A 25,815-nucleotide genomic window follows, 5' to 3' on the forward strand; every position below is an offset into this window, starting at 1 on the left:
TACAATGAGATCGTCTCGATCATCAACAACCAGATCGTTGCCAACAGCGACGCGCTTGTTGACAACGGCGACGGCACGTTCACGCACACCGCGGCCGACGGCACTGTGGTGACGTTCGATATCCCAGCGGATGTTTCCGCGGTAAATGGATTGAGCATAGACGGAACTTCAGGAGCTGTCACGTTGGGAGGTGCACTAACTGAGCCCACGGTACTGACCACAGATGCCACGAACACGCTGGCGATATCCGGACTAGGAGCAGGAGACGCGGAAACGAATCAAGTGATGTCGGTAGATCCCAGCGGCGTAATGCAAACCCTGGAAGTGGGAGACCTTGCCATCGAACCATGGTTACGGCAAAGCGATGCGGAAAAAGCTACGGAAAATACCGATGATATTTACATCATGGGTAAAGTCGGTATCGGTACCAACGATATGCTGGCCACTGCCAACCCAGATGTTATGCTGGCCGTCAATGGCGCTATCCTCACGACAAATTCCATTTATGCCGACTATGTATTCGAGGACTACTTTGAAGGACGCTCGGAGTTGAATGCCGATTACAACTTCAAGTCATTGAAAGATGTCGAGCAGTTTATCAACGAAAACAGGCATTTGCCTGGTATTACAAGCATAAACGGGTTGCAGAAAAACGAAAACGGGGATTACCTATTCAATCTGTCTGAACTCTCCATACAGGTGTTGGAGAAGGTGGAGGAGCTATACCTGCACACAATAGAGCAACAGCGCCTGCTGGAAAGTAAAGAAGAGGAAATCAGGGATCTCCGCGAACGGGTAGAACGCTTGGAAAAACTGTTGCTCGGAAAATAAGCTGGCACTTAGAAAGATGAGGAAAAAATCTAGCCGCCAGCACCGTTTGAGTAGGCCTTGCCGGACTTATCCTTGCAGTTTCTTTTGGAACCGCATAAAGCAGGCTGCTCTCAAACCGGCCGGGTTTTACTTCAGCATAACGAGATACTCAAGTGAAGCTGACAAAATGTGCATAAAAAGGACATGAATTTAACGAAAGGTATGACCACAAGATTGTTGTTTTTGATCTATGCAGTGTTAACGCCGGTCTTGCTGAATGCCCAGGTGGGAATCGGAACCACTGAGCCGCAAGCCGCACTGGATGTGAGATCCGAAAGCAGCGGTATCCTCATTCCCCGTATGACCGCAGCTCAGATTGAACAGATTGCGGGCCCAGATGAAGGTGAGTTGGTTTTCAGCACAACCAATACGGGAACGGTGGTTAACCGGATAGGTTTTTGGTACTATACGGGGAGCGGCTGGATTCCGATCATCGCCAGAAGCAATACGGGCGATAACCTATACAACACAGATGGCGACCTGGCGTCTGACCGTACAGTGATGATGGGCGGTCGCGACGTAAATATTGGTCCGACGACCTTGTTTATCAAAGGTGATGATGGATTCGTAGGGGTCAATACTGACCAGCCTACTGAAAGACTGGATGTCGACGGTCAGCTGCGTATCCGTGAATTAGCCGAGGGAAACCTTGTGACGACCGCAAGCGGCATGCTCGTGATTGATGAAGGCGCCATGCATCGGTACGGTGACGTCCGTTTCTCTTACCTTTCAACCGATCACGATGGATGGTACTTGCTCAACGGCCGGGCGTTAACCGCCTTGCCTGCCGATGCCCAAGCAAGGGCTGCCAGTTTGGGCATCACTTCGAATTTACCTAATGCGACAGGGCTTTATGCCAAGCAGGGCGCTCCGGGCACCATAACAGGCGCGACCAACGTAACCCTCTCCACGGCCAATATGCCCAACTTTATCCTCAGCGGGACTACATCGTTTAGTTCGCACTCCCACAGCCTTATCAGCCCCGGATTTAGCGTGATACGAGGCACCAACGCTACAAACGTGACAACATCGCCGGGCGCTTGGTCGTGGCAGTTGGCAGGGGGAGCTGCGCCGGGATCGGTGTCGAGAAATCGCACTTATACTTCTTCTCAAAGCGGGGCACATAGTCATACCGTAACCGTTTCAACCGGCGGAAGTAACACGCCTATTCCATTGAATCCGACTTTTCTCCAGCTCAATTATTTTATTTACCTCGGGAAATAGAAGTATATGAAAAGCGTTTTAACTTTATGTTTTTTGTCGGCCATAGCGCTTTTTGCGGAAGCCCAAACCGGTATAAATAATCCTGCTGCTCAAGCTGCGCTCGACATTAGCTCAACCGAAAAGGGAATTTTAATTGCAAGGATGACAGCCTTACAAGCGGAGGCTATCGCTACCCCACATGTCGGGGAGCTTGTTTACGCAACGACAGCCGATGGAACAGCGATTACACATACCGGTTTTTGGTTTTACAACGGGGCGGAGTGGCGCCCATTCAGCGACAACCCTTTGCCCCCACAAAATATTTATGTCAGCGATGGGACATTGACCTCCGACCGAACGGTGGGGTTGGCCGGCCATAACCTGCATTTTGATGCCGATAAACTATCGATCCTTGCTGCAGACCAGCGGGTGGGTATAGGCGAGGCGAATCCGGTAACTACGGTGGATGTCAACGGTAATGTGAGGGTTCGCAGCCTTTCAGAAGGCAACGTTGTCGCGTTGGCAGATGGCACGCTAGCGGTAGGGCCGAAGGTAGCCTACGGCACGATCAAAGAGTCCTTGCGGCAGGACGATCACAACGGCTGGTACCTGTTAGACGGCCGAGCCATTAATACGTTGTCGGCGACTGCCCAGGCGAATGCCTCGGCCATTGGTCTCAGTGGCTCCTTAGCGAACGCCAATAGCCGCTTGGCGCGTCAAGGAGCACCCCTATTAGCAGGCGGTGCAAACGCATTCGCACTGACACAGGCCCATCTTCCCGCATATAACATGACCGGCACAACAAGCACCGCCGGTGCACATACCCATAGCGTTACCCCCGGCGGGCATGGAATGACCTATGTGGCTGGCGGAAATGCAGCGCTACTTGATGCCGGTGGTACGGTGGCCGGGACAACGAATGTTGCACTGCCGTCCGCAGGTGCACACACGCATGGCGGCTTTGTCAATTCAGGGGGTAGCGGGACCGCTTTCAGTATCATTCCGGAAAGTATAACCTTTACATATTTCATCTATCTAGGCGAATAACATGGGATATATGCAGAAAACAATGTTTTGGATTATCACTGCCACCTGCATAGGTTTATCTGGCGGTATGGAAGCGTACGCTCAGGAACGGCGGGTCGGTATCGGAACTACTGAACCGCAATCGGTTCTTGACGTGGTATCGACTACAAGAGGTGTCCTAATTCCACGTATGACAGCCAGTGAAATCGAAGCGATTGTAAGTCCCAGTGAGTCGGAACTGGTCTTTGCTGTAACGGGCGATGGAACCTCGGTAAACAAGACGGGATTCTGGTTCTTTCAGTCAGGCACTTGGAAGCCGCTTACCGACGAAACTTTCGTTGCCGAAAATATTTATACGAATGATGGCACACTTGAGTCGCCCAGGGTGGTCAATCAAGACGGGAAAGCGCTGATTTTTGGTCCAAACTTGGTTCATGTCAATGGCAGTTCGGCATCTGTCGGGGTGTTGACAGATGCACCTACCCGTACCATGGATGTCAATGGCGGCTTCCGGACGCAAAGCCTTAATGCCGTGAATAATGTGGTATCCAGCCCTGAAGGCGTCTTAATGCACGAAGTTGAGTTTTTCGAGTATGGGGATGTGAAGCCCTCTTATCTATCGGCTGATCATGACGGGTGGTATCTGTTAAATGGAAGGGCCGTTAGCGAACTGCCAGCCAATGCACAAGCCAATGTGGTTGAAGTGCTGGGGAGCGTCACCAATCTCCCTGATGCTACAAACCGGTATTCGATGGGAACCACAGCGGCACCTGGAACCACTACCGGAAGCAACGCTGTTGTGCTGGCGCGTGCAAACTTGCCTAACGTATCTTTTTCTTACACGACGACATCGGCTGGTGCTCACAGCCATACATTTGCGTTCGGGAACACCCGAATCAACAGCGCCCATGGCGGTGGCAACAACATTCATGTGTATTGGTTGGGAGGCACGTTCAGCGCTGGAGCGAATTATAACATAAACACAAGCACTCTCAACCATAACCACACGTTTTCGGTAAATTCTGGAGGAAGCGGTGCGCCACTAAACATTGCCCCAAGGGCTATTAATTTCAACTACTTTGTTTATTTGGGGCAATAATGGCGGCGGCAATCGGATAAAATACAACGGCAGTAAACTGCCTGACTTTAACAGGGAAATATGCAACAGATCAGAAAGCGAATAACAATACTTACCGTTTCCTTGCTTCTCATCGGAAAGATAAGTGTCGCCCAACCGGGTAAGGCGAGCGCCACCTATGACAACTCTAAAGTGGTTATTGACCCAGGCACTACGGAGTTGATCTTCTCCGAAGGCTTCTATCTAGGTCCCGAAAGCGATTGGGAAGTCAATGGCACCCTCGAAGTATGGAGCAAGTTTATCTGGATAGCGCCGACTGCCCGATTGCACGGTACCGGCACGCTGATCATCCACGGTCCCGGCGACAACCTTTACTACGAAGGCTGGGACGATTCGCCGACATACATTGACGGCAATGACGGCGAGCCGCTAGCGATCAATATCGAGCTTCGCAATCCGCACAACCTGGTGTTGCAAAACATCGCCGTCCCCGAATTCGACTCGCGAGACGGAGTCAACCCTGAGGGCGCCGGGTTGCATATCAATGGTCAGTTTTCTTTCGGAGTTGACAACGGCGATATTATGTTGAACGGATATGATTTAAGGCTCGGTGCGAGCGCCTCTTTTTCCCGCTATAATCAACGCCGCATGATTGTGACCGGAAACAGTGTTTCGGGGCATGTGATCAAAGATTTTCCAAACAGTCAGCCGTTTGTGTTTCCTGTGGGCATCAGCGAGGGCGACTACACACCGGCTACCCTGGCCCCTTCCGGGCCAGCAACAATGTATGTTAGTGTGCAAGACTATGCGGCTGCGGGCATTGAGCTGGCAGACGCAGAGCGTGGTATGGACCGTATCTGGCATATTTATGCTAGCCAGGGCGTACAGGCCACCTATACTTTGCAGCACAACAGCATCACCAATGGGACAGCCTATGTCGATGCGGAAGCGCGTATCGTACAATACGCAGGCGGTGGAAATTGGATAGGCGATGTTACGGTGGTTGGCGGAGAGGGTATCCATACCCGCGCGGATATTATGGCGGCGGCAGGGGTAAACGACCAGGGAAGATGGTTGACCAAACTCGTCGACGGAGAAATAGAGGGTCCTCAGGCAACCGACGATGTGACAGAAGCTACCTCTGGTTCATCTACTGTAATTCTGATTTTAGAAAACGATGCGCCCGGCAGCGCCCCCATTGATGTGTCCAGCATTGAAATTGTCGAGCCACCTCGTAATGGCACGGCAACGGTAAATTCAGACGGTAGCATCACCTACGTCCCCGTACGTGGATTTATGGGCACGGATGTTTTCGTTTACCAGGTTAGCGATCTCAACGGGTTGGTATCGACAGCCACCGTAACTATTGTCGTGGCACAAGAGCCGTTGCGTATTCCTAATGTATTTACGCCGAATGGCGACGGCAGAAACGATGTGTTCGAAATCCAAGGAATGGAAGCCTTTGACCGAGTGGAGGTTACCGTTGTGAACCGTTGGGGCAATGAGGTGTACCGCAGTACCGACTACAAGAACGACTGGAATGGTGGTAGTCTGAACGAAGGCACCTACTACTACGTTATCAAAACGCATAAAGGGAGCGAAGTGGTAGAACATAAGGGATGGGTATTGATCAAACGGCTATAATATGTACGTTATGAAGCACACCAGGATACTGACAGCGATTGCAATACTTAGCCTTACTCAGGCAGTGAAAGCACAGCAGAATATTCAATTTACTCAATACATTTTTAATTCCATGAGCGTAAATCCAGCTTATGCGGGTTACAAAGAGGAGTGGTTCGGCCAGCTGGGTTTGCGCAGTCAATGGACAGGGCTTGAAGGCGCGCCGCAGACGGGGCTCCTTTCCCTCGACGGGATCCTTGACCCCACATACAAACGTCATGGAATCGGTCTACAGCTTACCGCTGATAGGTTGGGGCCACAAACGGCGACAGCTGCTTATGCCAATTATGCCTTTCGCCTGCGGCTGAATGACGAAGACACACAGCGCCTCAGTTTCGGGATAGCGGCGGGGGCCACCCAGTACAGTTTAGATGGCACCCTATTGGATGCCATAGAGAGCGGCGATCCATCTATACCGCCAAACAAGATCAGCAATTTTGTCCCCGATGTGCGATTTGGTATCTATTACTACAACCCATCATGGTACGCCGGTTTATCGGTGATGGACTTGCTTGCCGGCGACCAAAGTAATAATATCTTCCGCTGGGACAACACCACGACGGACAACATGCGACGGAAACGCCACATGTACTTTATCGGCGGAGCGTTGATCGACTTTTACAGCGGATTGAAACTCCGGCCCAGTGTATTGATCAAAGAGGATTTCAAAGGACCCACAAGTCTTGACGTGAACGCCATGTTCATCTTTGGCAACCGATTCTGGATCGGCGGAGGGTGGCGTACCGGAGTAACGGCTTTCCGTAAAGAATATCAACGCGTAACCGGCAACAGCCTGAGCAAGCGAAATTCATTTTCAGCCATTGTACAGGTTTATGCCACAGACCGACTCAGGATCGGGTACTCATACGATTATGTTGCGAGCCGGCTAAGCGGTGTACAGAACGGTTCGCACGAGTTCACGTTAGGTATTACATTTGGCAGCCAGCAAAACAGGTTGCTTAGCCCAAGATTCTTTTGACCTGTAAATATCGCGGCATACGCTAAAGGTGAAGGCGGCGTAGTTTTTAAAAGCAATTATGAAAAAAAGATTACTTATGACTTTGTTCCTTTCCTGGCCAAAAATTAAGACCTATTTAACAACGATATTATTCCTGTGCGGCCTTGTCGCAGTTGCACAAGAGCAGCCGAGCCTGCGCCAAAGGGCCGCTGAGCTTTATGACCGGTATGAGTATGCGCCGGCGGCGGTGCTATACGCAAAACTGGCCGACAGTCGGAAACCACGCCTTGAAGATCTGGAGCGGGCGGCTGATTGCTATCGGCAGATGAAGGACTATGAATCTGCAGAAAACTGGTATGCGCGGGTTGTGCAGCACGAAGAAAGCGGTCCGGAAAACCTCATTCGCTACGGCGATGTGCTGAAAAGCAACGGCAAGTATAAACAGGCAAAGCAACAGCTAGAGGCTTACGCTGAAAAAACTGGCGACCGGGAGCGGGTAGCTGCTCAGATCGCGGGATGTGATTCCGCAGTGGTTTGGATGGCCAATCCTACTATACATAAGCTGCGCAATGAGCAAGCGGTGAATACGGAGCTTTCTGAATTCGGTGTATTTCCTGCAGGCGATAAAGTGTACTACGTAGGAGAGCCGGATGCACTGATGGGGCAACAGCGTTACGGCTGGACCGGTCACCCATTTCTAAGGGTGTATATGGCAGACAGAGCCAGGGATAATCGCTTGGGCATGCCTACTATAGCAGAGCAGCACATTAACAGCGAACCGTATCACATCGGGCCTGTAGCCGCGGATAAATCCGGCACCACTTTGTATGTCACGCGAACATATCCCGGGAAGAAGGGAGCTAAAGAAAAGGAAAATGGTCGTCGGTATCAAACAAACCGACTGGAGCTATACATCCACACCAAGGATGGAAATGCCTGGACCATCGAACCGTTTGCTTATAACAATGTGGCAGAGTACTCCGTTGGCCATGCGGCACTGAGCGCTGATGGTCAGCTGTTGTATTTTGTAAGCGATATGCCGGGTGGCAACGGTGGAACAGACATCTGGTATTGCGAAAAGCAGACCGATGGGAGCTGGGCGCCACCTGTGAATGCAGGGCCGGTATTGAATAGCGCTGCAGATGAAATGTTTCCGAATGTCAGCGACGATGGCAGCCTATATTACTCGAGCGATGGCTTTCCTGGCATGGGAGGCCTTGATGTTTTCCGCAGCAAAGGCACTAAATCGACCTGGAGCCGACCCGAAAATCTGAGGTATCCTGTCAACTCGGCTGGAGACGACTTTGCGTATGTGGTTAATTTCGAAAGCGAGCAGGGAATAGCGGGCTATTTATCAACAAATCGCCGCGGTGGCGTAGGGGCCGATGACATTTATTCGTTTACCTTTGAAAAACCGAAAATTATTATTGTTTTAAAAGGCACAACCGCTGACAAGTCAACCGGTGATCGTTTGGCAGAAGTTGCGGTTGTCTTATTTGATGGAGAGCGGGAGATCGTAGCCAAGAAGTCGAGCAGCGAAGACGGGACATTTCAGTTTCTACTCAATCCAAACGAGCGGTATACCGTCCTCGGGCAAAAAAAGGGTTACCATGCCGATTCCGCCAAAGTTAGCACCGAAGGGATCACCAAGTCGGACACGCTGGAGGTGGCGCTGTTGCTGGAGCCGGTCTTTAGGGTAGGCGACTCGTTTGAGCTGAAGAACATATACTACGATTTTGACAAGCACAATATTCGTGCTGATGCAGCGGCGATACTAGACGAACTGGTTCGGACGATGCGGGATAACCCGACATTACGGATCGAGTTATCGAGCCACACGGACAGCCGCGGAAGCGATGCGTATAATATGGCGTTATCTCAGCGTCGCGCGCAGTCCGCGGTCGACTACCTCGTAAGCCGGGGTATAGCGCGGGACAGGATGGTAGCGCAAGGCTATGGAGAGAGCCGCCTCGTTAACCATTGCAGCAATGGCGTTCCTTGCTCACGGGAAGAACACCAAGCGAATAGGCGTACTGAGGTAAAAGTATTGAGTTATTAGGCCGCACGCATTCATACCTATGAGAGATTTAAACGGTGAGCAAGTTTGTTTTAACATGCTTGGATGACCTGATAGCAGACAGCTCGAAAAGAACACGATGGCACCGGATGCCCATTCGCTTATCCTTGCAGGAGAGTGCTGCGCTTTCAAGCGGCATGATTACAAAAAAGCTATACGTTTGTGCGAGCGGGCGTACCTTGCTGCTTGCCGGGAAAACAACAGTGTGTTGGAGTTCCGTTCATTGCTCCGGCTTATCCAATTCTCATTTGCAATAGGAAAGTACGAGGCAATACTCGTAAATGGCGGCAAAGCGGAGTATCTCGCCGTTAAAACCAAAAACTATTACGAATTAGGGCATATACTGCGCATGAAAGCGCGGGCGCTTGCTGCCTTCGGGTTTTATCAGGAAAGCGCTACCGAGTTGGATCGTGCCATGAGAGTTGCCGAACTTGTCGCCGATGAGGAAAAATAACCTCGGCAGGCAATCCTACAACGACTTTGCGAGTTGCTGATTGTCTGTTTTTTTAGTTTTATGGTAATTTCGGACGCACAACCTTACCGGTCTGCGCAGAAATGGGAAATTGAGCGTCTTTCTCCTGCAGTTTGCGCGACATTTCGGCCAGCAGTTCCTGCACTCTATCCGGATGGGCGTTGGCTAGGTTTTGGGCTTCGCCAATGTCGTGCCGTAGGTTATACAATTCGACATGACCAGTACCATAAAAATAAATCAGTTTCCAGTCGCCCCGCCGCACAGCAGTGGTTGGCCCGAAGCCTACGTCCTCTATGCGCATAACAGGGAAATATTTCTGAAGGGTGCCCAATCCTTGCCCCCAATTGCTCGGAAAATGCCAAAGCAATGTACGGGAGCTATCATAGGCCGTGCTGGCTTTGAGCGATGGTACAAAGCTAACCCCGTCAATACGCTGTTGGGTGGTGTAATCCGTTACACGGGCTATCTCCAGGATAGTTGGAAAGAAATCTTCGGCCTGAATGTATTGCCGGGCAATGGAACCGGGCTGGGTAACACCGGGCCAATAAGCGATCATGGGCACACGGATACCCCCCTCATAAACAGCGCCCTTGCCAGATTTAAGCGGATAATTGTGTTTGAACGGCGCGCCGCCACGAGGCGGATTGAGCGAGAGCCCCCCGTTGTCCGACATAAACAGAATAATGGTGTTGTCGCTGATGTGCCGTACATCCAGGTAGTCCATCACGTCTCCCAAACTCTTGTCCATTCCCTCCACCAAAGAGGCATATTTGGCCTCTGTAGAGTCAAGCCCGCGGTCAAGGTATTTCTGATAAAACCGATTGTCGGCCATAATGGGCGTATGGACAGCATAGTGCGAAAAATATAAAAAAAAGGGCGTGTTTAAATCCAACGCTTTATCCATGGCTTTCTGCGCTTCCAGCGTGAGTGCTTCAGACAGGAATATATCCTGCCCATGATAGGCTTCCAACCCTCTGACGCCCCGGTCAAAGGTCTTAGGCACGCTGTTGCCGAAGTTGTCAGTGCCCAAATAACTGCGCGGACGGCCGGTTGCGTCGCTGGCAACTGATTCTATAAAACCGATGTTCTCCGGATTGCTCGCCGGCACTCCATAAGGCGCGAAGTGGCCCTTGCCGACAATAGCGGTATAATACCCTGCTTTGCGCAGCAGCGACGGAAGCGGGGTGGCAACGGCTGTATTGGTCTGCCCAGGCTCGGTAGCCAGTCCATTGTAATTCCAATCGGGCCAGTTGAAGCGGGGGTAAGGCGCATCTGTAGGCTGGTTGGTGCCGCTATTGGTCCAATTCGTAACGCGGTGTCGGGCAGAATTCATGCCGGTGACCAGGCTCACGCGTGTGGGCGTACAAACCGACTGCGCATACGCATCGGAAAAACGGACACCTTTAGAAGCAAGTCGCTGCATGTTGGGGGTATCGTATACCCGGTTATTAGGGGCCGGCTCATCGCCGAAGGGAACGGAGGTGTCTGTCCAACCCATATCGTCTACCAAAAATAAAATAATATTTGGCCGCTCAGGACGTTGGTTCTGGGCATGTAGCATACTGCTGATCGTAATACACGTTAAAAGGGCAAATCCGTGAATAAGTGTTTTTTGCATCATTTAGTTTTCGCTATTTCGTACTCCAAAACTAACCAGTTGGACCTTTCTATTTGTCTCAAATCAGGAGCAATTTTGTTCCAATCACAAAATATTGTATTCACGTTCGTTCTGCACGGTTATATTCGGAGGGCAGTACACCAAATTCGGTCTTGAAACATTTAGAAAAATATCGCGGATTGCTAAAACCGGATTTATCGCTGACCTGTTTAAGCGTATAGCTGCCCGACTGTAGATACATGATAGCTTTTTTTAACCGGTATTTTTTAATAAAGGATGACGGCGGCTCATTGAACATCTCTTCCATTTTACGGTAAAATGTAGCCCTGCTCATGCAGAGTTCATCCGCAAGAAAGTCGACGTTGAGGTAATCCTTATCGATATGCCGCTCTATCGTATCGACCACTTCTTGGATAAACCGCTCGGTTACCGTTTCATGGACGACGGCTTGTGGCTCGGGAACAATGACTGTGCGAAGTTTTACCTGCCGTTCGGCGTTTTTCAATAAGCTTTTTACGCGCCAGGTGAGCAGCTCTGAGCGAAAGGGCTTTTCGACAAAATCGTCGACGCCGTGCTCAAAGGCAACCAATTTTTGGGCTTCAGATCCTTTGCCGGTAAGCAATAAAAACGGGATTTTCTCATAATCGGCATTGCGTTTCACGATGCCGCACAGGGTGAGGCCGTTCATGTCGGGCATATCCAGATCACAGATGATAAGGTGGATGGCCTGCTCTTCAATCAGTTGGAGCGCCAAAACACCGCTGCTCGCAGTATACACTGTGAAATCGGCGGACAAGAGCTCCTCGAGGTAGGCCAGGAGGTCCGGATCGTCATCAACGATCAAGAGTTTGAACTCCTTACCCGGTAGCTGTTTAACAATTCGCTTTTTGTAAGGGACGTCCGGGAAAATCAGCTCACTGGTTTCCTTAAGGTTCCGCTCTGCAATCACAATGGGTTGGCTTTTCAAGTCTGGCCTGCGTTCCTGCGCTGTGAAAGCAAGCTTATCTATAGGTAAGTAAAAGGCCACGGTGGTAAACTCATTTTGCCGGCTTTTAATCTCGAAATGGCCACGATGCTTTTTAACTAGGCGTGCCACCAGATCCAGCCCGATTCCCTTGCCTGATATTTCTTTGCGGAGCTGTTTTTCTTGCGACCTGTAGTATGGCTGAGTAACTTTTAAAATATCGGCTTCCGGTATGCCGATACCCGTGTCAGACACCATACAAACAAGGTAGTCACCCCTAACCACCATAGCATCAAACCTTTCGTCATCAGCCCCGTATTGTACGTCCAAGGCAACCTTAACTGTATCGCCGGGTCTACAGTACTTAATGGCGTTGTTAAGGATGTTGGTAATGATGATTTCTACGATTTCCGCGTCGCACCAACCGGCAACGTGTTGATCGGCCGTCTCAAACATGATATTGATGTCTTTGACCAATGCCAACGGCCGGGCATCTTCCACGATTTTTGAAACCAGTGCCGAGATATCTTCTTCCTCAACGGTGAGCAGAAAATCGCCCGACCCGCTTTTGCGGATATCCATAATCTGATCGGAAAGCCGTTCTAGCCGTTGGCCTTGGTCATAAAGTCGAGTAAGCATTTGAAAGTTGACTTTTTTGTTCTTCAGCGCGTCTTCCAACGGCCCCAACATAAGGGTAAGCCGATTTTTTATCTCGTGCGATAAGTCGGTATAGTGCACCATTTTCCGGTCGAATAACTTCACGCTTTCCATTTCGGCTTTCAGCTTGCGGTTGATGGATTTCCAGCGCAGAACAATCTTATAACAAGCCAGAATAAGTCCTCCCAACACCAGTGCATACAGCACGTGGGCCAGATCAGTCTGCCAGAATGCAGGTTTGATGGTCAACGTAATTGATTTGGGGCTATGCTGCCAGCTGTCGTCAGAATCTGTAGTCATCACCTGAAACACGTAGTCTCTGGGTGGTAGATTAACATAGCGCACGACGCTGTTTCCACCCTGTTTTACCGTCCATGTAGTATCGTACCCCAGCAAGCGATACATATAAATGTGCTGTTCGGGTACGGCATAGTCCAGCTTGGCAAATCCAATCTGCAGGCTGTTTTGATGATGTTGTAAGACGATGGCGCCTGACTCCTCGACCTTTTGAAGCATTTTGGTGGAGAAGTTGTCTGAGGAGGTTCGCTTTGCTTGCTGCTTGTTGCCGTCGATCAGGTCGATGTTGGTCCAAGCAAGAGGCACCTCCTGATAGCTTTTGGGCAGCCCCGCAAATTGGTATATGCCGTTGGCGGAGCCAAAGTAAACTGTATTGTTGCTTCCCCTTGCCGTAACGTTAAACGAAAATTCGGCGTTGAAGATTCCTGACTCTTTGTTATACGCCCGGAAAGACCAGATTCTACCCTCGCTTAGACGGGCTATGCCATTTAGTGTAGAAAGCCACAATTTGCCATCGGCACTTTCTTGGATGGCACAGACGGTGTTGGAGGGTAATCCGTATCGATGGTCGAACAACTGGAAATCGTCTGTTTCCGGCCGGTACAATAGCAAGCCCTTGTCCCGCGAGCCGACCCAGAGCCGGCCGCGGCTATCTTCTTTAATGGACAAAATCTGGTCTGGAAAATGATCGTTGCGTGAAAATTTCTTAATGCTGTGATTGGTCAGGTTAATTCGAAGCAAGCCTTCGCCGCGCGTACCCACCCAAAGATTGTTTTTGGAGTCGATTTCTAGCACATAAATGTGTACGTTTGACGAAAATGAACGTATGATCTGCTCATAAACAGGGTCGAGTTTAGCATCGGGCGGGCCGTCGTGCATGCGAATAATCTTTTGCCGCCAATGTGAAAACCAGTATTCGCCATCTCCGATTTCAACGACATCGTTTACCCCGCGCATGGCAATCTTCCGTCCGGTATCAACGGGTTGGTGCAGGCGGTGAACATCGGTCTGGTAAACCCGGTTATTGGCAACAACCAGCAAACGCCCGTTTTTTGTCTTACGCAGCAGTTTAACTTCTCGAAACGGAGTTTTTAGCGGTGTGATTTGGTGGGAACGCGTGTCCAGCCGCGCAATTCCCGAAGAATTGGCCAACAGCAAGCTGTCTTCGGTAAGCCACAGCATGTCATTTACCGCCTCCTGTTGGTAAGGGCCATTGTCAAAGCTAGCAAAACGGGTGAGCAGACGCTGCGGCGACAAGGTAAATAACCCGTTGCGGCTGCCAATCCACACAGTCTTGGTATTATCCACAAATATGCGATGAATCGCATGCTGCTCGAAAAGGGTTTTCCGCTGAATGGAGCCGGAGGCAGGAAAATTTTCTTTCTGCACAAAGAACAACCTTTTGGTGGTAGCGAACAGCAGCCCCTCATGGTTGAATGCCTTAATTTCCTGGATGCTTTCAATCTTTCCTGCCGAATCTTTCGGAATGTGCCGCCCAACCGTTGCAAACCCGCCGGCAACTACTGTACACCGGTAAATGCCGTCGAAAGCCGTGCCTATCCAAGCCGTATCACCTTCTGTATAGAGCGCGGTGACCGACCCTTTAATTGGCGTGGCATGAAGAGTGCCGTGACCCAGTATCCATAATCCATCGGCCCCGCCGATAAGGTACTGTCCATTTGCCAAAGTGGCAACCGTTTTGACGCGCAGGTTTGCCTGAGGCCCACGTTTCAAAATAGCTTCTCCTTGATAACTCTGACCATCGGAAGCGAGCTTTAAGTGGTAGACGTTGCGGTGATCGGTTATGTAAAGTATAGCGTCGTTTCCGGATTGGATGATTTGGTTAACCACCTGGTCTCGATTGCCAACCAGGGATATCGTGTTAGAATCGACCAGGAACCGTCCGATTCCACTCTGTGTGCCCACAAGAATGCTCCGATCTGACAGTCCGCAAATGCTAAACAGCTCGTTATTCAGGTATTTGTCTTTGGTGTACCGCGTAATGTCGTAATGTGCCGTGTTATTGATGTTGTGTTTATACAGGCCGGCGCTTGTTGCAACCCATATGCGTCCATCGCGGTCTTGAAAGATGTCTTTGATGGCGTAATTAGGCAGCCACTTCTGCTCAGTAAGTGCTCCGTAATGCCGCCAGATGGATTGCTGCCCAGAGGTACGGCCGTGCCAAAAGCACAGTACCCAGATCCACAGCGTAAATCGCAGAAGCGTATTGGCGAATTGCCGCGTTGTTTGTGTCATTTTTGACATCTTCAAGCTTCTCTTTGTCGGTAGCGTCATAAACGCTATTCGGCTATAATTTCTGCTTAAAAATAAGAAGCTTTTCGAAAATAGCCTTGGCGCGACAAGAGGTTTATTCGGAAAGCAAGGAGCGGTGCGGCCATTGCCAGCTCACCGCTTCCTTGCAAACTGATTTTAATCGGGCATTGGACTACTGTAAGTCGATCTTAAAGAAATACAAGGATTCTCCTTCAATATCATATGTGAAGTGATGCGTATTTGTGGCAACAAAATCCGTAGCTGCCCCGGCGTTCGGGAGGCTTTCATGCCAGTAGCTGACATTAATGGTTTTACCGGAGATGTTTCGGCTTCCAAACTCAATGGTCTGGTTAGCCACTGTTGCGGTGTCTTTGTTCAGCACCCAAACCGATAGTATATTGTCTTTCACAAAAGCAGCTGTGGAAAGCTGTTCCACGGGGCTACTCACCTCAACATAGTTTCCGCCATTAGCGTTGTTGACCACCTGTTTAAAAATCTCGTATTTCCCGGTTCTAATAATGGTTCCATTATTCCAATGTGACCAGATCATAGCATGCTGTGCACCACCAAGCGGTCCAAAGAACAGCCAAGTATCCACACCGGTAAACCCAGCTTGCATATGCCGCCAGAATACGTCAGAATTCAAGATTTCATCGCGGAGCACCAAACCTGTCCAGCCATGCATTTCAGTATTCCACGCGTCTTTGCCCCACGAATTTGCGGCAGTGACAAATGCCGGTAACGACCCTGGTGCTCCAGTATTATGGACAGACGCGACATCAAAGCCGTGTTGTTCCCCGTTTGCGGTGTTGATAGCGGCCAACCAATCGATGCCTAATTGTACGCTCCATGTCGATGGTGCAATCACCAATGGCATGTTTACCCCTGCATTCAATTTGGCGGGCAAACTATCCTTAATATGCTTCGCATATGCCGGGGTAATGATGGTCTGCTCATTCGACAGATCCAGGTAGGCGATGTCAAAACCTTCCGTTTTCATCAGGTTTAAATAGTCAGCATAGTACTGCACCAGCTTATCTACGTGAAAATCTCCTTTTGCCCATCGCGGTACCACAACACCATTGATGTTCCTAGTGCCCACGCTGTCCCACTCCTGTATCCATGCCGGATAGGGCGACCAGGGCACGTTGTCTACATGGCCCCAGGTGGTTTCTTTCTCTGCGGCAGTATATGCTTCAAATAAGGGGCGGGGGCTCGCAAAAAAGTCAATCTGCGGATTCGCTGTTTTCAATGCATTCATCAGCTCGAGTATCTGATTGTATGCCGCCGGATTGATTGTGCCCTCTTCACGCTCATAGGCGCAGTTGATGGCCACCCTTACGTAGTCTGCCTCAAGTTCTCCCACAGCCAACTGGGCCAGTTGAGATTTTATGTTGCTCCGCCAATGCCATAAACGCTCGGCGTCTATGCCCAGTTGAATGGGCTGCTTTAGTGTAGTGGTCACTGAAATTGCCGTGGGGTCGATTGTTCCGGTGAGCGGATGGAGCGACTCCATGATCCGCTGCTCGCAAGCTGAATGGACAATGGCAATGCCCACACAGACTGAAAAAAGTGAAGTTTTCATAATTTAATAATTATTGGGTAAACGAATTAATGAATTACAATGTTCTTCGGTGCCATGCCATCTGCAGAGATACGTACCGTAACATTGCCTGTTTCGCCAGTACGTTTTACGTATGCGGTGAGCGCTCCCCGAAATGCACGCTGTTTATTGTCGGTATAGTTCCCCATATCACGGTTGTTTCCTGATTCCAGCCCAAGCAGGACACCCGAACCCTCCACTTCGCAGCTGATTTCAGTATCGGCAGTGGGCACAATTACACCCTTCTTGTCAACTACCCGGATATTGAGCTGAAGCACATCGCCGTCGCCGCGGACAGCCTCGCTGGCCTGTAGAATCTGGATGGCTGCTGGTGAGCCGGCTGTTTCAATCATATAGCGGGCAATTTCTCTGCTATCCGTGCCTAATACCATCACTTCAAGTACTCCTGGCTGATAGGGAATGTCCCAATGAATTATTGCGGTTTCTGAATTGTAAGGCTTCGGCGCGCCGACCTTTCTTCCATTGAGCGTGAGTTGTGCATAAGCCCCATTGGTATAACACACCACGCGAACCAGCTCGTCAGGTTTGTAGTTCCACACCGGCCACGCATCCATAGATAATTCCGGCCTTTTTTGGTGCGATTCCGATTGGGAAAGCACGTCGTCCGATTTAACCTTAGGCTGCGCAATTGCGTATGTACCCAAGTAAGCCATCGGCTTGTCGCTCCAGAGCGACTGGCGGAAATACCCCCGTGGCTTCATTTCTCCTTTTAAATCTAGCAAACCCGAATAAAAGCCCCGCGACGGCCATCTGCCTGACTCACCCAGATAGTCAATGCCCGTCCATAGAAATTGTCCAAAAATATGTTCATTGTCGGTAACGGCCTTCCATGCGGCCAGATCATGCCGATTTTCACTACCATAGATAACCCGGTTGGGGAAATTTTTATGGTCGCTGATATACCGATTTTCAGTATAGTTATAGCCTACGATGTCCAATACCGCCGGATAAACCGTTTCGTTTGACATGGCCACACCTGCCAGCCCGGCGGTGACGCGCCGGCTGGGGTCATGCTGCCTCACTACAGTCGCCAGCCGGGAAGCGATGTCTCCAAGCCGATTTGCGTCGGGAGCGTCTTTTTTATAGCCGCCGAACCGTTTCTGCGTGAAGCCAATTGCTTCATCGCCGTCCAATATTGGATGCGAGTACGGGTCGTTAGGGTAGTCTACTTCGTTGCCAATACTCCAAGCAAAGATCGACACGTGGTTGCGGTCGCGCCGTACCATATCGGCCAGGTCTATCTCGCCCCACTCCTTAAAAAAGTCATATGAACCTTCCAATGCCGGCGTGCCGACATTCCACCCTTCTACCCACTTGCGTTTGGGGAACTCCCATTCATCGAAGGCCTCATTCAAGACAAGAATACCCAGTTCATCGCAGAGCGCATACACATCCGGATTATGTGGATTATGCGTCGTTCGGATGGCGTTGCAGCCGATTTGTTTGAGCGACAACAGTCGTTGGCGCCAAACCTCTTTTGGCACAGCTGCACCCAGCACGCCCGCATCATGGTGGATGCAAACGCCCTTCATTTTCAGCCACGCGTTGTTCAGGGCAAAACCCTTATCCGCATCGAAAGTAAAGGTGCGGAAACCTGTTATGGTGGTTGTACTGTCTACCAGCTTACCAGCCTGCTTCACTGTGGTGACGAGCCGGTATAGGACTGGCGACTCCAGACTCCAGAGTTGGGGGTTGGCTACCTTCAGCGTTGCGAAAACCGGCCGCCGTTGGTTAGCGGCAAGCGGCGTTTCAGCTTCAGCGTGCGCTACCAACCTGCCGTCGGGGCCGAACAATGTGTGGTGAACCGCCACCGCTGTTGACTGCGGAGTTTCATTGACCACCTCCACATCTACCAGCAAAGTGCCTTGCCCATCGATAACCTCCGGGCGAGCAAACACACCCCACTGCGCGATGCGCACCGGATTAGCATATACCAGCCAGGCATTACGGTATATACCGGAGCCGGTGTACCATCTGGAATCTGCATTTCGGCTATGATCTACCCGTATCGCGATCACATTGTCGCCACCATAATGAATGAAGGGTGTGGCGTTATACATAAACGAGACATACCCATTTGGGCGTTTACCGAGCAACTGTCCGTTGAGGTACACCTCACTGCGGTTGTATATTCCTTCAAAATAGAGGTATATTTTTTCCCCGCGCTTGCTGGCCGGCACCGTCAGGTGTTTCCGGTACCACCCAATGCCGCCAGGCAGATAGCCTTGGCAGCTCGCCAGCGTAGAGTCCAATTTACCCTTTATGCTCCAGTCGTGTGGAAGGTCCAACCGCTGCCACTTTCTGTCGTCGATCGCGGCACCCTCGTAGCCTTCAGCGTCCGAAAGTGTAAATAGCCAATCGTCATTCAGTAACGCTGCGCGGCCGAAGCCGGGCTGGGCTTGGGACTGAACGACCACAATCGCGAAAAAGGCTGAAAGCACAATGCGAGACAAGGAGTATCTATTCATTAAAAACTTCGTAAGGCCAAAAATAGTCGGTTTCATATATTTTCAATCTACCGGCCAGCGTAGGCGCTGCCCTCTTTCCAGTAATGCATTCTTGTATTCATCTCTGTTAATGTCCTGGACAGCGACTCCCGTTTTGAGCGCATGGCTTGCAGCGACACCGGCCGACTCACCTAAGATCATAAACACCGGTTCCATTCGCCCGGAGGCATACCCCACATGCGTAGCTGAAAAGCAAACCGGTACCAACAGATTGGTACATTCTGATCGTTTGGGAATGATTGCCCGGTAGGGGATCTGATAAGGAACTTTTGTTGGCCCAGCGTGCCCGCCGATAAACATATCGCCCTCAACAGCCACAACGGTTTCACCATTGCGATCAAGGGCATATCTTCTTGACGGATAGGTATCAATGCCATACTGCGCCAAACCCACTGGGTCAACTACCTCTTGCTTGTTGTAGACGTCGCTTTGTGATACGGTATATTCACCGGTCATACGGCGTGTTACTCGCACATAGAGCTGATGCGGCCACCCGTCCGAACCCAAAAAATGCCGCTTGTCAAATCCGATGTTTGCTGTTTTGGTTCTAAACTCCTCAGGCACCCGCGGATCAGTTGTCAAAAACGTGTAGATTCCCCGCAAATAGTCTTGGTGCAACTTCCATATTTCCGATTTCGTAGCATAATCTCCATCAGCATAAAGCTGGCTTATTCCTAAAGGAGCTATCGTAAAGACGCTGTTCCGGTGGTAGTTATAGTCCTGCACATTTCGCCACCCGGGAAAGATATTTCCCAAATAGATGAGCACACTGTCTTTCGGCTTGTTTGCCTTGACGTATTCTACATATCTGCCCAGCAGTTCGTATTGTTCTGGTTTGTAATCAGCAGGTGGCACAATGTCGGTACGGTACTTCGGTTCTTCTGTAATATAAAATCGATAGTTATAGGCCTGCGTGTAACGGTCGGCGCTGCCAATTTCCTTCTTATGATCGGCATCCACCCAAGGCAACAACCCACTGTTTTTGTCCCCTTTGATCCGATAAGGATCTATCGGAATTATGTGCGCGGGCGGTCTTACCCCGGCCAAACTTTCGCTAAATTCCGCGACAGACTCCCTGCCGGTACGATAGCTGACACCCGTGGCTGCCATCAAGTCGCCTTCATAGCTTGCATCGATAAACTGCTTTGCGTTAACAGCCAGGCTCCGTTTCGCCTGCGGTAAGGGGATAGGGCATCCGGTGGCGTCTGGCGGAGCGAAATCCAACCATATCCGCTCGATTTTGCCGCTATGCTTCTCCACTTCGGCGACTCGATGTTCGTAAACGACCGTTACCTTGTGATCAGCGAGCAACTGCTTGAAGTCTTCCTGAATGACCTTAGGACTCATGTAAGTCCGCATGGCTTGCCGTACATCCTTTTCTGTGTAATTCTCAAACCGGTTTTCCATGCCCAGGGACAATAACAGCGTCCTTGTTATGCCGCCCACGGCTTCGAAATTGGGGCAATCTTGCATGGGTTTCAAGCCCGCACCAAGAATACCTCCCGCCCACCTGCTGGGCTCTACCACAATTACTTTATGCCCTTCTTCCACGGCAGCAAGGGCAGCAGTGACCCCAGCGGGTGTGGCTCCGTAAATGCAAATATCAGCGTCCAGTTGTTTGGAAGATTGGGCAAAGGAAAACGTGACAACCCATGTGATTACTCCCAAAACCGGAAGGCTAGCTTTAATGAACCGATGTATCATCATATCCTCTCTTCTTTTTAAAAACCATCGTTTTGTCCCTGTCCGCGCAATGCTGGATTCCGATCCATCTCTGTAAGCGGATAGGGCCAGTTAAAAATCCGGGGCTCGCTATATTTTTTCTTGTTGGGCATTGCAGCCGCAGAGATGGGTCCAAGGATTCGCCACCGCTTCAAATCAAAATAACGCTGGTGTTCAAAGGCGAACTCCCACCTCCGCTCGTCACGGATGTATTGCCGCATTGCTTCCTGGCTCAGCCCTTCCGGCAGAAAGGGCATATGTACGCGGTCTCTTACGGCATTCACGGCGTCGTATACACTTTGGTCAGGCCCGTCGGCTTCGTTTTTCGCTTCCGCATACATCAACAATACATCAGCATACCGGATAGCGTAATAATTTTGAGGACCACCGTTTTCGTATTGCTGGCTTGTGATGGTTGAATATTTCTTAACGGCAAAGCTGTTATTGTTGGTAAAGTTCCAAACCTTCTTCCCCCCAGGAGTTACGTCTGCTGACGTATAAAGGTTTGCGCGTAAGCGCGGGTCGCGGTTTTCAAAAGGTTTGCTGGCATCGTATAATGGAGAGGCTTCGCCGTAAATAGGGTGTTCATAAATTGGTTTGCCGTCAGCAGCCAGGTATGAGTCCGCCAACGATTTCAGCGGCGTCCAAAAGATAGCAGGAGTACTGGGTGCTAAATTGGTGTCTACCCGCGTTGAGAAATTTTCACCCTGATCGAGTGCAGACCCAACGAAATTGATTTCAAACAAATTTTCTGAAGAAAATTCACCAGACACTGTAAACAGCTCCGCATAATCGGGATAAAGTTCATATGTCTCCGAGTTTATGACTTCCTGGAAAGCAGCTGCTGCAGCAGGCCAATCTTCACCTAACAACAAGAACTTGCCGAGCAACGCTTGGGCTGCTCCTTTGGCTATACGTCCTTGCTCTGCGGCCGCCAGTTCCTCAGATAGGTTGGGCACTACATTATTGGCCAGATCGACGACAAAAAATGCGATGATATCTTCCTTTGGCAAAGCAGCTTCAGGCGAATCAAACGCCCCCTTTGGAGTCTTGTAAAGCGGCACGTCTCCATAAAGCGCAACCAGATCATGGTATGCATAGGCCCGGAGAAACGCCGCTTCAGCTATGATGCGCAACCGTGATGCTTCGCTGATGCCATCAGCAGAAATATTAGCGGTTTTGCTCATCACTTCATTCGCGCGATTTATCACCTGGTAAAAGTTTGTCCAGAAGGCAACGACATGGTTATCGGACGGTGTATGGGTATCTGTCTCAAACGAGAGCCATCCCTGGTTTTGGCCCGTCGTTGAATTGTCTGTCAGGTGGTCAAACTCCCGATACTTTTTACCCATGAGGGGGTTTCCCTGAAACACATCAAATACGCCCGCCAAGCCCAAGATGGCATCGCGTTCATTCTTCCAGAAAACTTCTTCCGTTACATTGTTCGGGTCGGTCAACCCCAAAAAATCATTACTGCAGGATGCCGCAAACAATCCGGCGCCCAATCCCATCCATACGATAAGCTTCTTCATTTTTCTATGTATTAAAATGAAACATTAAAACCAAACGTCATTACTTTCAGTTGCGGGTAACTCACATTCCGGCTCACATCAGCCCGCCTTTCGGGGTCTATCTGCTTGATAAGCGGCGTGAACGTCAACAGGTTTTGGCCGGCAGCAAAAATGCGTACATCGGTAATACCGGTGCTAGACAGCCATTTCGTTGGCAGTGTATAACCCAGTTCAATATTTTTCAAGCGCAGATAGGAGGCATCATGCAACCAGAAGGTCGATGTTTCTCCAGACCCTGGTGCACTCCGGTTCAGCACCGGCCAGGTGCCCTCGGGATTATTCACCGCATCGTAGCGGTTGTCCCACCATTCGCGCCAGAAATTCATAATAGCGCCGTCTCCTGGCCGGTTACCCCAATCGCGGACAAAAATTGTTTTGCCTTTGACTCCCTGCAACAGAAAGGCGATGCTAAGTCCTTTGTAGGTAAATGCTCCGTTGATGCCAAATGCGTACGGGATGTTGCTGGACCCCAATACCATGCGGTCCTTGTCATCGATTTTGCCGTCTCCATTAATATCTTTAAATTTCATTGACCCAATTTCTAATGCATTCCTATTGGGAGCAGGAACCGTAGCCAACTCTGTAGAGTCTTTAATAATACCATCGAATACGAGCCCATAGAACGAATTAAACTCTTCGCCTTCGCGTAAAATAAAGGGTGACGAGAGCACTTCTTCACCACGGAGCGATACAACGTTGTTCTTGTTATAGGATAAATTTCCGCCGATCTGAAAAAAGAAATCAGACCATGATTTTTGATAGCTTACAGTAATTTCCCACCCCCTGTTAGCTACCATAGCTACGTTTTGGATTGCAGGGGTCGCACCGCCAAATGAGGGAGGCAGCGGAACACGGAACAAGATGCCATCGGTCATCCGGTCATAAATATCAACCGTAATATCAAGTGAGTTTTTCAGTAAGGTCAGGTCAACACCCAGCCCCTTGGACTCGGTGCTTTCCCAGCTAATGTCCTTGTTCGCAAAAGCGGTGATTGCCGCGCCCGGATAAAGGTTTCCTCCAAAATAATAATAGTTTTCTAAGTTGAGGGTCTGCTGATGGACGTAATTGCCTAGCTGCCCGGTGCCTGGTGCCATACGGTCGTTTCCGGACTTGCCCCACCCCGCCCGGACTTTGAACTGGTCAATTATATTTTCCAAATTCATACGCTTAAAAAACTGCTCATTAGAAATCATCCAGCCGCCGGATAATGACGGAAGCAGTATATACTGTTTGTTTTCAGGAAAGCGCGACGAGCCATCCATGCGTAGGTTTCCTTCCAGGAAATAACGGTCTTTGAGAGCATAATTCACCCGGCCAAAGAACGACTGCATACGCCAGCCCTCTTTCGTTCCATTAATACTGATGTCAGTAGTAGCACGGCTCAGCACCTGATGATCGTTTGTTGGCAGGTTTGATCCCCGGGCTTGCATGGTAGATCGATTGAAATCAATGTATTCGTGCCCTGCCAACAGCGTAATCCGATGGCCTCCTCTCATGGCTTGTGAAAAATTTGCTGTAGTGGTTGTCTGTAGCTGGTTGTCTTCCGCGCCGTTATTGATCAATGTGTTGATATTGTTCATCGCTGCAGGAGTACCGTCCGGTGCATTGTAGGAGTACGTAGGATTAAAGCGTTCGGTCATCTGATTGCGGCTGGTATAGCCCACTTGGGTTTTCAGGTTCAGTCCGCGAATGGGCTTGTACTCCAAGAAGTAAATGATATTTGAGCGCCGCTCCTTAGCATCCGTACGGCCGATCTGCGCATAAAGGGGAGCGGGAATCAAGGTACGCCCGTCGTGCAAATTATAAACTCCCCAGTCGCCGTTAGCATAGTTACGAGGCGTGATCGGATAATTGCGGAACAGGTTTGTCATCAACCCATTGATCCCGCCGAAACTTCCATGGCTTTTCAGCGTGTTTCCGGAGATGTTAAGCCCCATTTTGACTGCGGCAGAAATCTCAGCAACGGCATTTGACCGATAGTTGAAGCGGTCGCTGTTGCTTCCGATCAAAATTCCCTCTTGGTCGAGATACCCTACCGACCCCTGAAAGGAAATCGCCTTCGATCCGCCGGAAAGATTTAGGTTATGGGCATGCTGGGGTGCCAGGCGAAATACATCGTCTACCGGATTGTAGTTGGCAAACGTGTCCGTATAAATGCCATTGCGAACATTATCAATCGCCCACTGGGGGTATAGTTCTCTGTTCGCCGCCTCATTATGCAGAATCATCCACTGCCAAGTATTTACGAATTTCGGCTTTTCGGTCGCATCCTGGATGCCATAATAGCTGTTTACCGCCACCTTAAAACGCCCCTCTTTCGGAGCCTTGGTAGTCACCAGAATGACGCCGTTGGCCCCTCGTGCCCCGTAAATCGCCGTGGATGTCGCGTCTTTCAGCACGGACACCGATGCGATTTCGTTTGGGCTCAGCACGCTGAAGTCCTGCATTGTGGCCGCGATCCCGTCGATAATGACCAACGGGCTCGCGTCATTCACGGTGCCAACACCACGAATGGTGACTTCATTATTGTTGTCGCCCGGTTCACCGCTTGCTTGCACCACGTTCAAGCCAGCCACGCGGCCAGCCAACATGTTCATCGTGTTTGCCTGCGGCACATTTTGTAAGTCTTCGAAATCAACAGTAGAGACCGAGTTCGTGACATCTGATTTCTTTTGGACACCGTAACCGACGACGACCACTTCACCCAATTCGCCAACTTTCGGTATAAGTTCGACATCAATTCGATCTCCCTGTCCAACAGCTAATTCCTTCTTTTCATACCCAAGCGCGGTAAAAATTAGTATATCATTAGCCGCCGCGCTGATAGCATACACCCCTTGGTCATCGGTAACCGCCTCCTGGCTTTTGCCATGCAACTTTATACTTACCCCCGGTAATGGCGCGCCCTCTGCAGTAACCTTTCCCGTTACTTTCCGGGGCTGCGCATGTGCGGGAACGGTTATGAAACCTCCCAGCAACGCACAAAGGGCTAGCCGGGCGCTAAGAATGCACAAATTCATGGGAAATTGGATAGTTTTATACATATCTCATTATTTGATTTAATAATCGGGTCTATAACGATTCGCCTTCCAGAAGGGCGATATTGCAAAGTAACGTTACGGCAAGTAAAATAATGTCTCAATTGGGTGAGGCAATCATCTCAAAATTCACCACAAGGAAGACAGCTCCCGGCCAATGCAGCCTAACCAGCCTT

15 protein-coding genes are annotated in these 25,815 nt (G+C 50.2%); 8 read left to right on the forward strand and 7 right to left on the reverse strand.

Annotated elements, in window-relative coordinates; genetic code table 11:
- From ACFOET_RS19415 to ACFOET_RS19450, 8 genes are all read left to right on the forward strand, one after another.
- The coding region (locus ACFOET_RS19415; protein WP_379025801.1) for a hypothetical protein at nucleotides 1–831 on the forward strand (831 nt) is incomplete at its 5' end.
- 201 nt (nucleotides 832–1,032) lie between these two features.
- On the forward strand, nucleotides 1,033–2,094 hold the full coding sequence (locus ACFOET_RS19420) for a hypothetical protein (RefSeq protein WP_379025803.1): 1,062 nt from the start codon (nucleotides 1,033–1,035) through the stop codon (nucleotides 2,092–2,094).
- A gap of 141 nt (nucleotides 2,095–2,235) precedes the next feature.
- The gene (locus tag ACFOET_RS19425; protein WP_379025805.1) at nucleotides 2,236–3,120 is read left to right on the forward strand and encodes a hypothetical protein; all 885 of its coding nucleotides are present in this window, start codon (nucleotides 2,236–2,238) and stop codon (nucleotides 3,118–3,120) included.
- A gap of 10 nt (nucleotides 3,121–3,130) precedes the next feature.
- Complete coding sequence (locus ACFOET_RS19430) at nucleotides 3,131–4,198, forward strand: hypothetical protein (RefSeq protein WP_379025807.1); 1,068 nt, start codon at nucleotides 3,131–3,133, stop codon at nucleotides 4,196–4,198.
- 60 nt (nucleotides 4,199–4,258) lie between these two features.
- Nucleotides 4,259–5,821 (forward strand): T9SS type B sorting domain-containing protein, encoded by a 1,563-nt coding sequence (locus ACFOET_RS19435; RefSeq protein WP_379025809.1) that lies wholly within the window; start codon nucleotides 4,259–4,261, stop codon nucleotides 5,819–5,821.
- A gap of 10 nt (nucleotides 5,822–5,831) precedes the next feature.
- Entirely contained in the window at nucleotides 5,832–6,839 is a 1,008-nt protein-coding gene (locus ACFOET_RS19440) for a PorP/SprF family type IX secretion system membrane protein (protein ID WP_379025811.1), read from the forward strand.
- A gap of 58 nt (nucleotides 6,840–6,897) precedes the next feature.
- Nucleotides 6,898–8,877, forward strand: coding sequence for an OmpA family protein (locus ACFOET_RS19445; RefSeq protein ID WP_379025813.1), 1,980 nt, complete (start codon nucleotides 6,898–6,900; stop codon nucleotides 8,875–8,877).
- 97 nt (nucleotides 8,878–8,974) lie between these two features.
- Nucleotides 8,975–9,349: a hypothetical protein gene (locus ACFOET_RS19450; RefSeq protein WP_379025815.1), complete on the forward strand. Its 375-nt coding sequence runs from the start codon at nucleotides 8,975–8,977 to the stop codon at nucleotides 9,347–9,349.
- Between the two features lie 58 nt (nucleotides 9,350–9,407).
- On the opposite strand, the gene ACFOET_RS19455 is transcribed toward ACFOET_RS19450, so the two are convergent.
- The 7 genes from ACFOET_RS19455 to ACFOET_RS19485 all read right to left on the reverse strand — a co-directional run bounded on the left by ACFOET_RS19455 (nucleotide 9,408) and on the right by ACFOET_RS19485 (nucleotide 25,621).
- Nucleotides 9,408–10,988 carry a sulfatase gene (locus ACFOET_RS19455; RefSeq protein ID WP_379025817.1) on the reverse strand — a complete coding sequence of 527 codons (1,581 nt, stop codon included), beginning with the start codon at nucleotides 10,986–10,988 and terminating at the stop codon, nucleotides 9,408–9,410.
- A gap of 97 nt (nucleotides 10,989–11,085) precedes the next feature.
- Entirely contained in the window at nucleotides 11,086–15,159 is a 4,074-nt protein-coding gene (locus tag ACFOET_RS19460; protein WP_379025819.1) for a hybrid sensor histidine kinase/response regulator transcription factor, read from the reverse strand.
- Nucleotides 15,160–15,349: 190 nt separating this feature from the next.
- On the reverse strand, nucleotides 15,350–16,762 hold the full coding sequence (locus ACFOET_RS19465) for a glycoside hydrolase (protein ID WP_379025821.1): 1,413 nt from the start codon (nucleotides 16,760–16,762) through the stop codon (nucleotides 15,350–15,352).
- A 26-nt stretch (nucleotides 16,763–16,788) separates the two neighbouring features.
- Entirely contained in the window at nucleotides 16,789–19,269 is a 2,481-nt protein-coding gene (locus ACFOET_RS19470; protein WP_379025823.1) for a sugar-binding domain-containing protein, read from the reverse strand.
- Between the two features lie 42 nt (nucleotides 19,270–19,311).
- Nucleotides 19,312–21,015 carry an FAD-dependent oxidoreductase gene (locus ACFOET_RS19475; RefSeq protein WP_379025825.1) on the reverse strand — a complete coding sequence of 568 codons (1,704 nt, stop codon included), beginning with the start codon at nucleotides 21,013–21,015 and terminating at the stop codon, nucleotides 19,312–19,314.
- 14 nt (nucleotides 21,016–21,029) lie between these two features.
- Entirely contained in the window at nucleotides 21,030–22,562 is a 1,533-nt protein-coding gene (locus ACFOET_RS19480; protein ID WP_379025827.1) for a RagB/SusD family nutrient uptake outer membrane protein, read from the reverse strand.
- An 11-nt stretch (nucleotides 22,563–22,573) separates the two neighbouring features.
- Nucleotides 22,574–25,621, reverse strand: a complete 3,048-nt coding sequence (locus ACFOET_RS19485) for a SusC/RagA family TonB-linked outer membrane protein (protein WP_379025829.1) — start codon at nucleotides 25,619–25,621, stop codon at nucleotides 22,574–22,576.
- Nucleotides 25,622–25,815: the final 194 nt, after the last annotated feature.

The organism is Parapedobacter deserti (assembly GCF_042646065.1).
GTDB classification, from domain to species: Bacteria; Bacteroidota; Bacteroidia; order Sphingobacteriales; family Sphingobacteriaceae; genus Parapedobacter; species Parapedobacter deserti.

What these genes read in the sequence shown, in the direction of transcription:
- ACFOET_RS19420 (WP_379025803.1), top strand. Translation starts at nt 1,033, where the DNA reads ATGACCACAAGATTGTTGTTTTTGATCTATGCAGTGTTAACGCCGGTC.
- ACFOET_RS19425 (WP_379025805.1), top strand. Translation starts at nt 2,236, where the DNA reads ATGACAGCCTTACAAGCGGAGGCTATCGCTACCCCACATGTCGGGGAG.
- ACFOET_RS19430 (WP_379025807.1), top strand. Translation starts at nt 3,131, where the DNA reads ATGCAGAAAACAATGTTTTGGATTATCACTGCCACCTGCATAGGTTTA.
- ACFOET_RS19435 (WP_379025809.1), top strand. Translation starts at nt 4,259, where the DNA reads ATGCAACAGATCAGAAAGCGAATAACAATACTTACCGTTTCCTTGCTT.
- ACFOET_RS19440 (WP_379025811.1), top strand. Translation starts at nt 5,832, where the DNA reads ATGAAGCACACCAGGATACTGACAGCGATTGCAATACTTAGCCTTACT.
- ACFOET_RS19445 (WP_379025813.1), top strand. Translation starts at nt 6,898, where the DNA reads ATGAAAAAAAGATTACTTATGACTTTGTTCCTTTCCTGGCCAAAAATT.
- ACFOET_RS19450 (WP_379025815.1), top strand. Translation starts at nt 8,975, where the DNA reads ATGGCACCGGATGCCCATTCGCTTATCCTTGCAGGAGAGTGCTGCGCT.
- ACFOET_RS19455 (WP_379025817.1), bottom strand. Translation starts at nt 10,988, where the DNA reads ATGATGCAAAAAACACTTATTCACGGATTTGCCCTTTTAACGTGTATT.
- ACFOET_RS19460 (WP_379025819.1), bottom strand. Translation starts at nt 15,159, where the DNA reads ATGACACAAACAACGCGGCAATTCGCCAATACGCTTCTGCGATTTACG.
- ACFOET_RS19465 (WP_379025821.1), bottom strand. Translation starts at nt 16,762, where the DNA reads ATGAAAACTTCACTTTTTTCAGTCTGTGTGGGCATTGCCATTGTCCAT.
- ACFOET_RS19470 (WP_379025823.1), bottom strand. Translation starts at nt 19,269, where the DNA reads ATGAATAGATACTCCTTGTCTCGCATTGTGCTTTCAGCCTTTTTCGCG.
- ACFOET_RS19475 (WP_379025825.1), bottom strand. Translation starts at nt 21,015, where the DNA reads ATGATGATACATCGGTTCATTAAAGCTAGCCTTCCGGTTTTGGGAGTA.
- ACFOET_RS19480 (WP_379025827.1), bottom strand. Translation starts at nt 22,562, where the DNA reads ATGAAGAAGCTTATCGTATGGATGGGATTGGGCGCCGGATTGTTTGCG.
- ACFOET_RS19485 (WP_379025829.1), bottom strand. Translation starts at nt 25,621, where the DNA reads ATGAATTTGTGCATTCTTAGCGCCCGGCTAGCCCTTTGTGCGTTGCTG.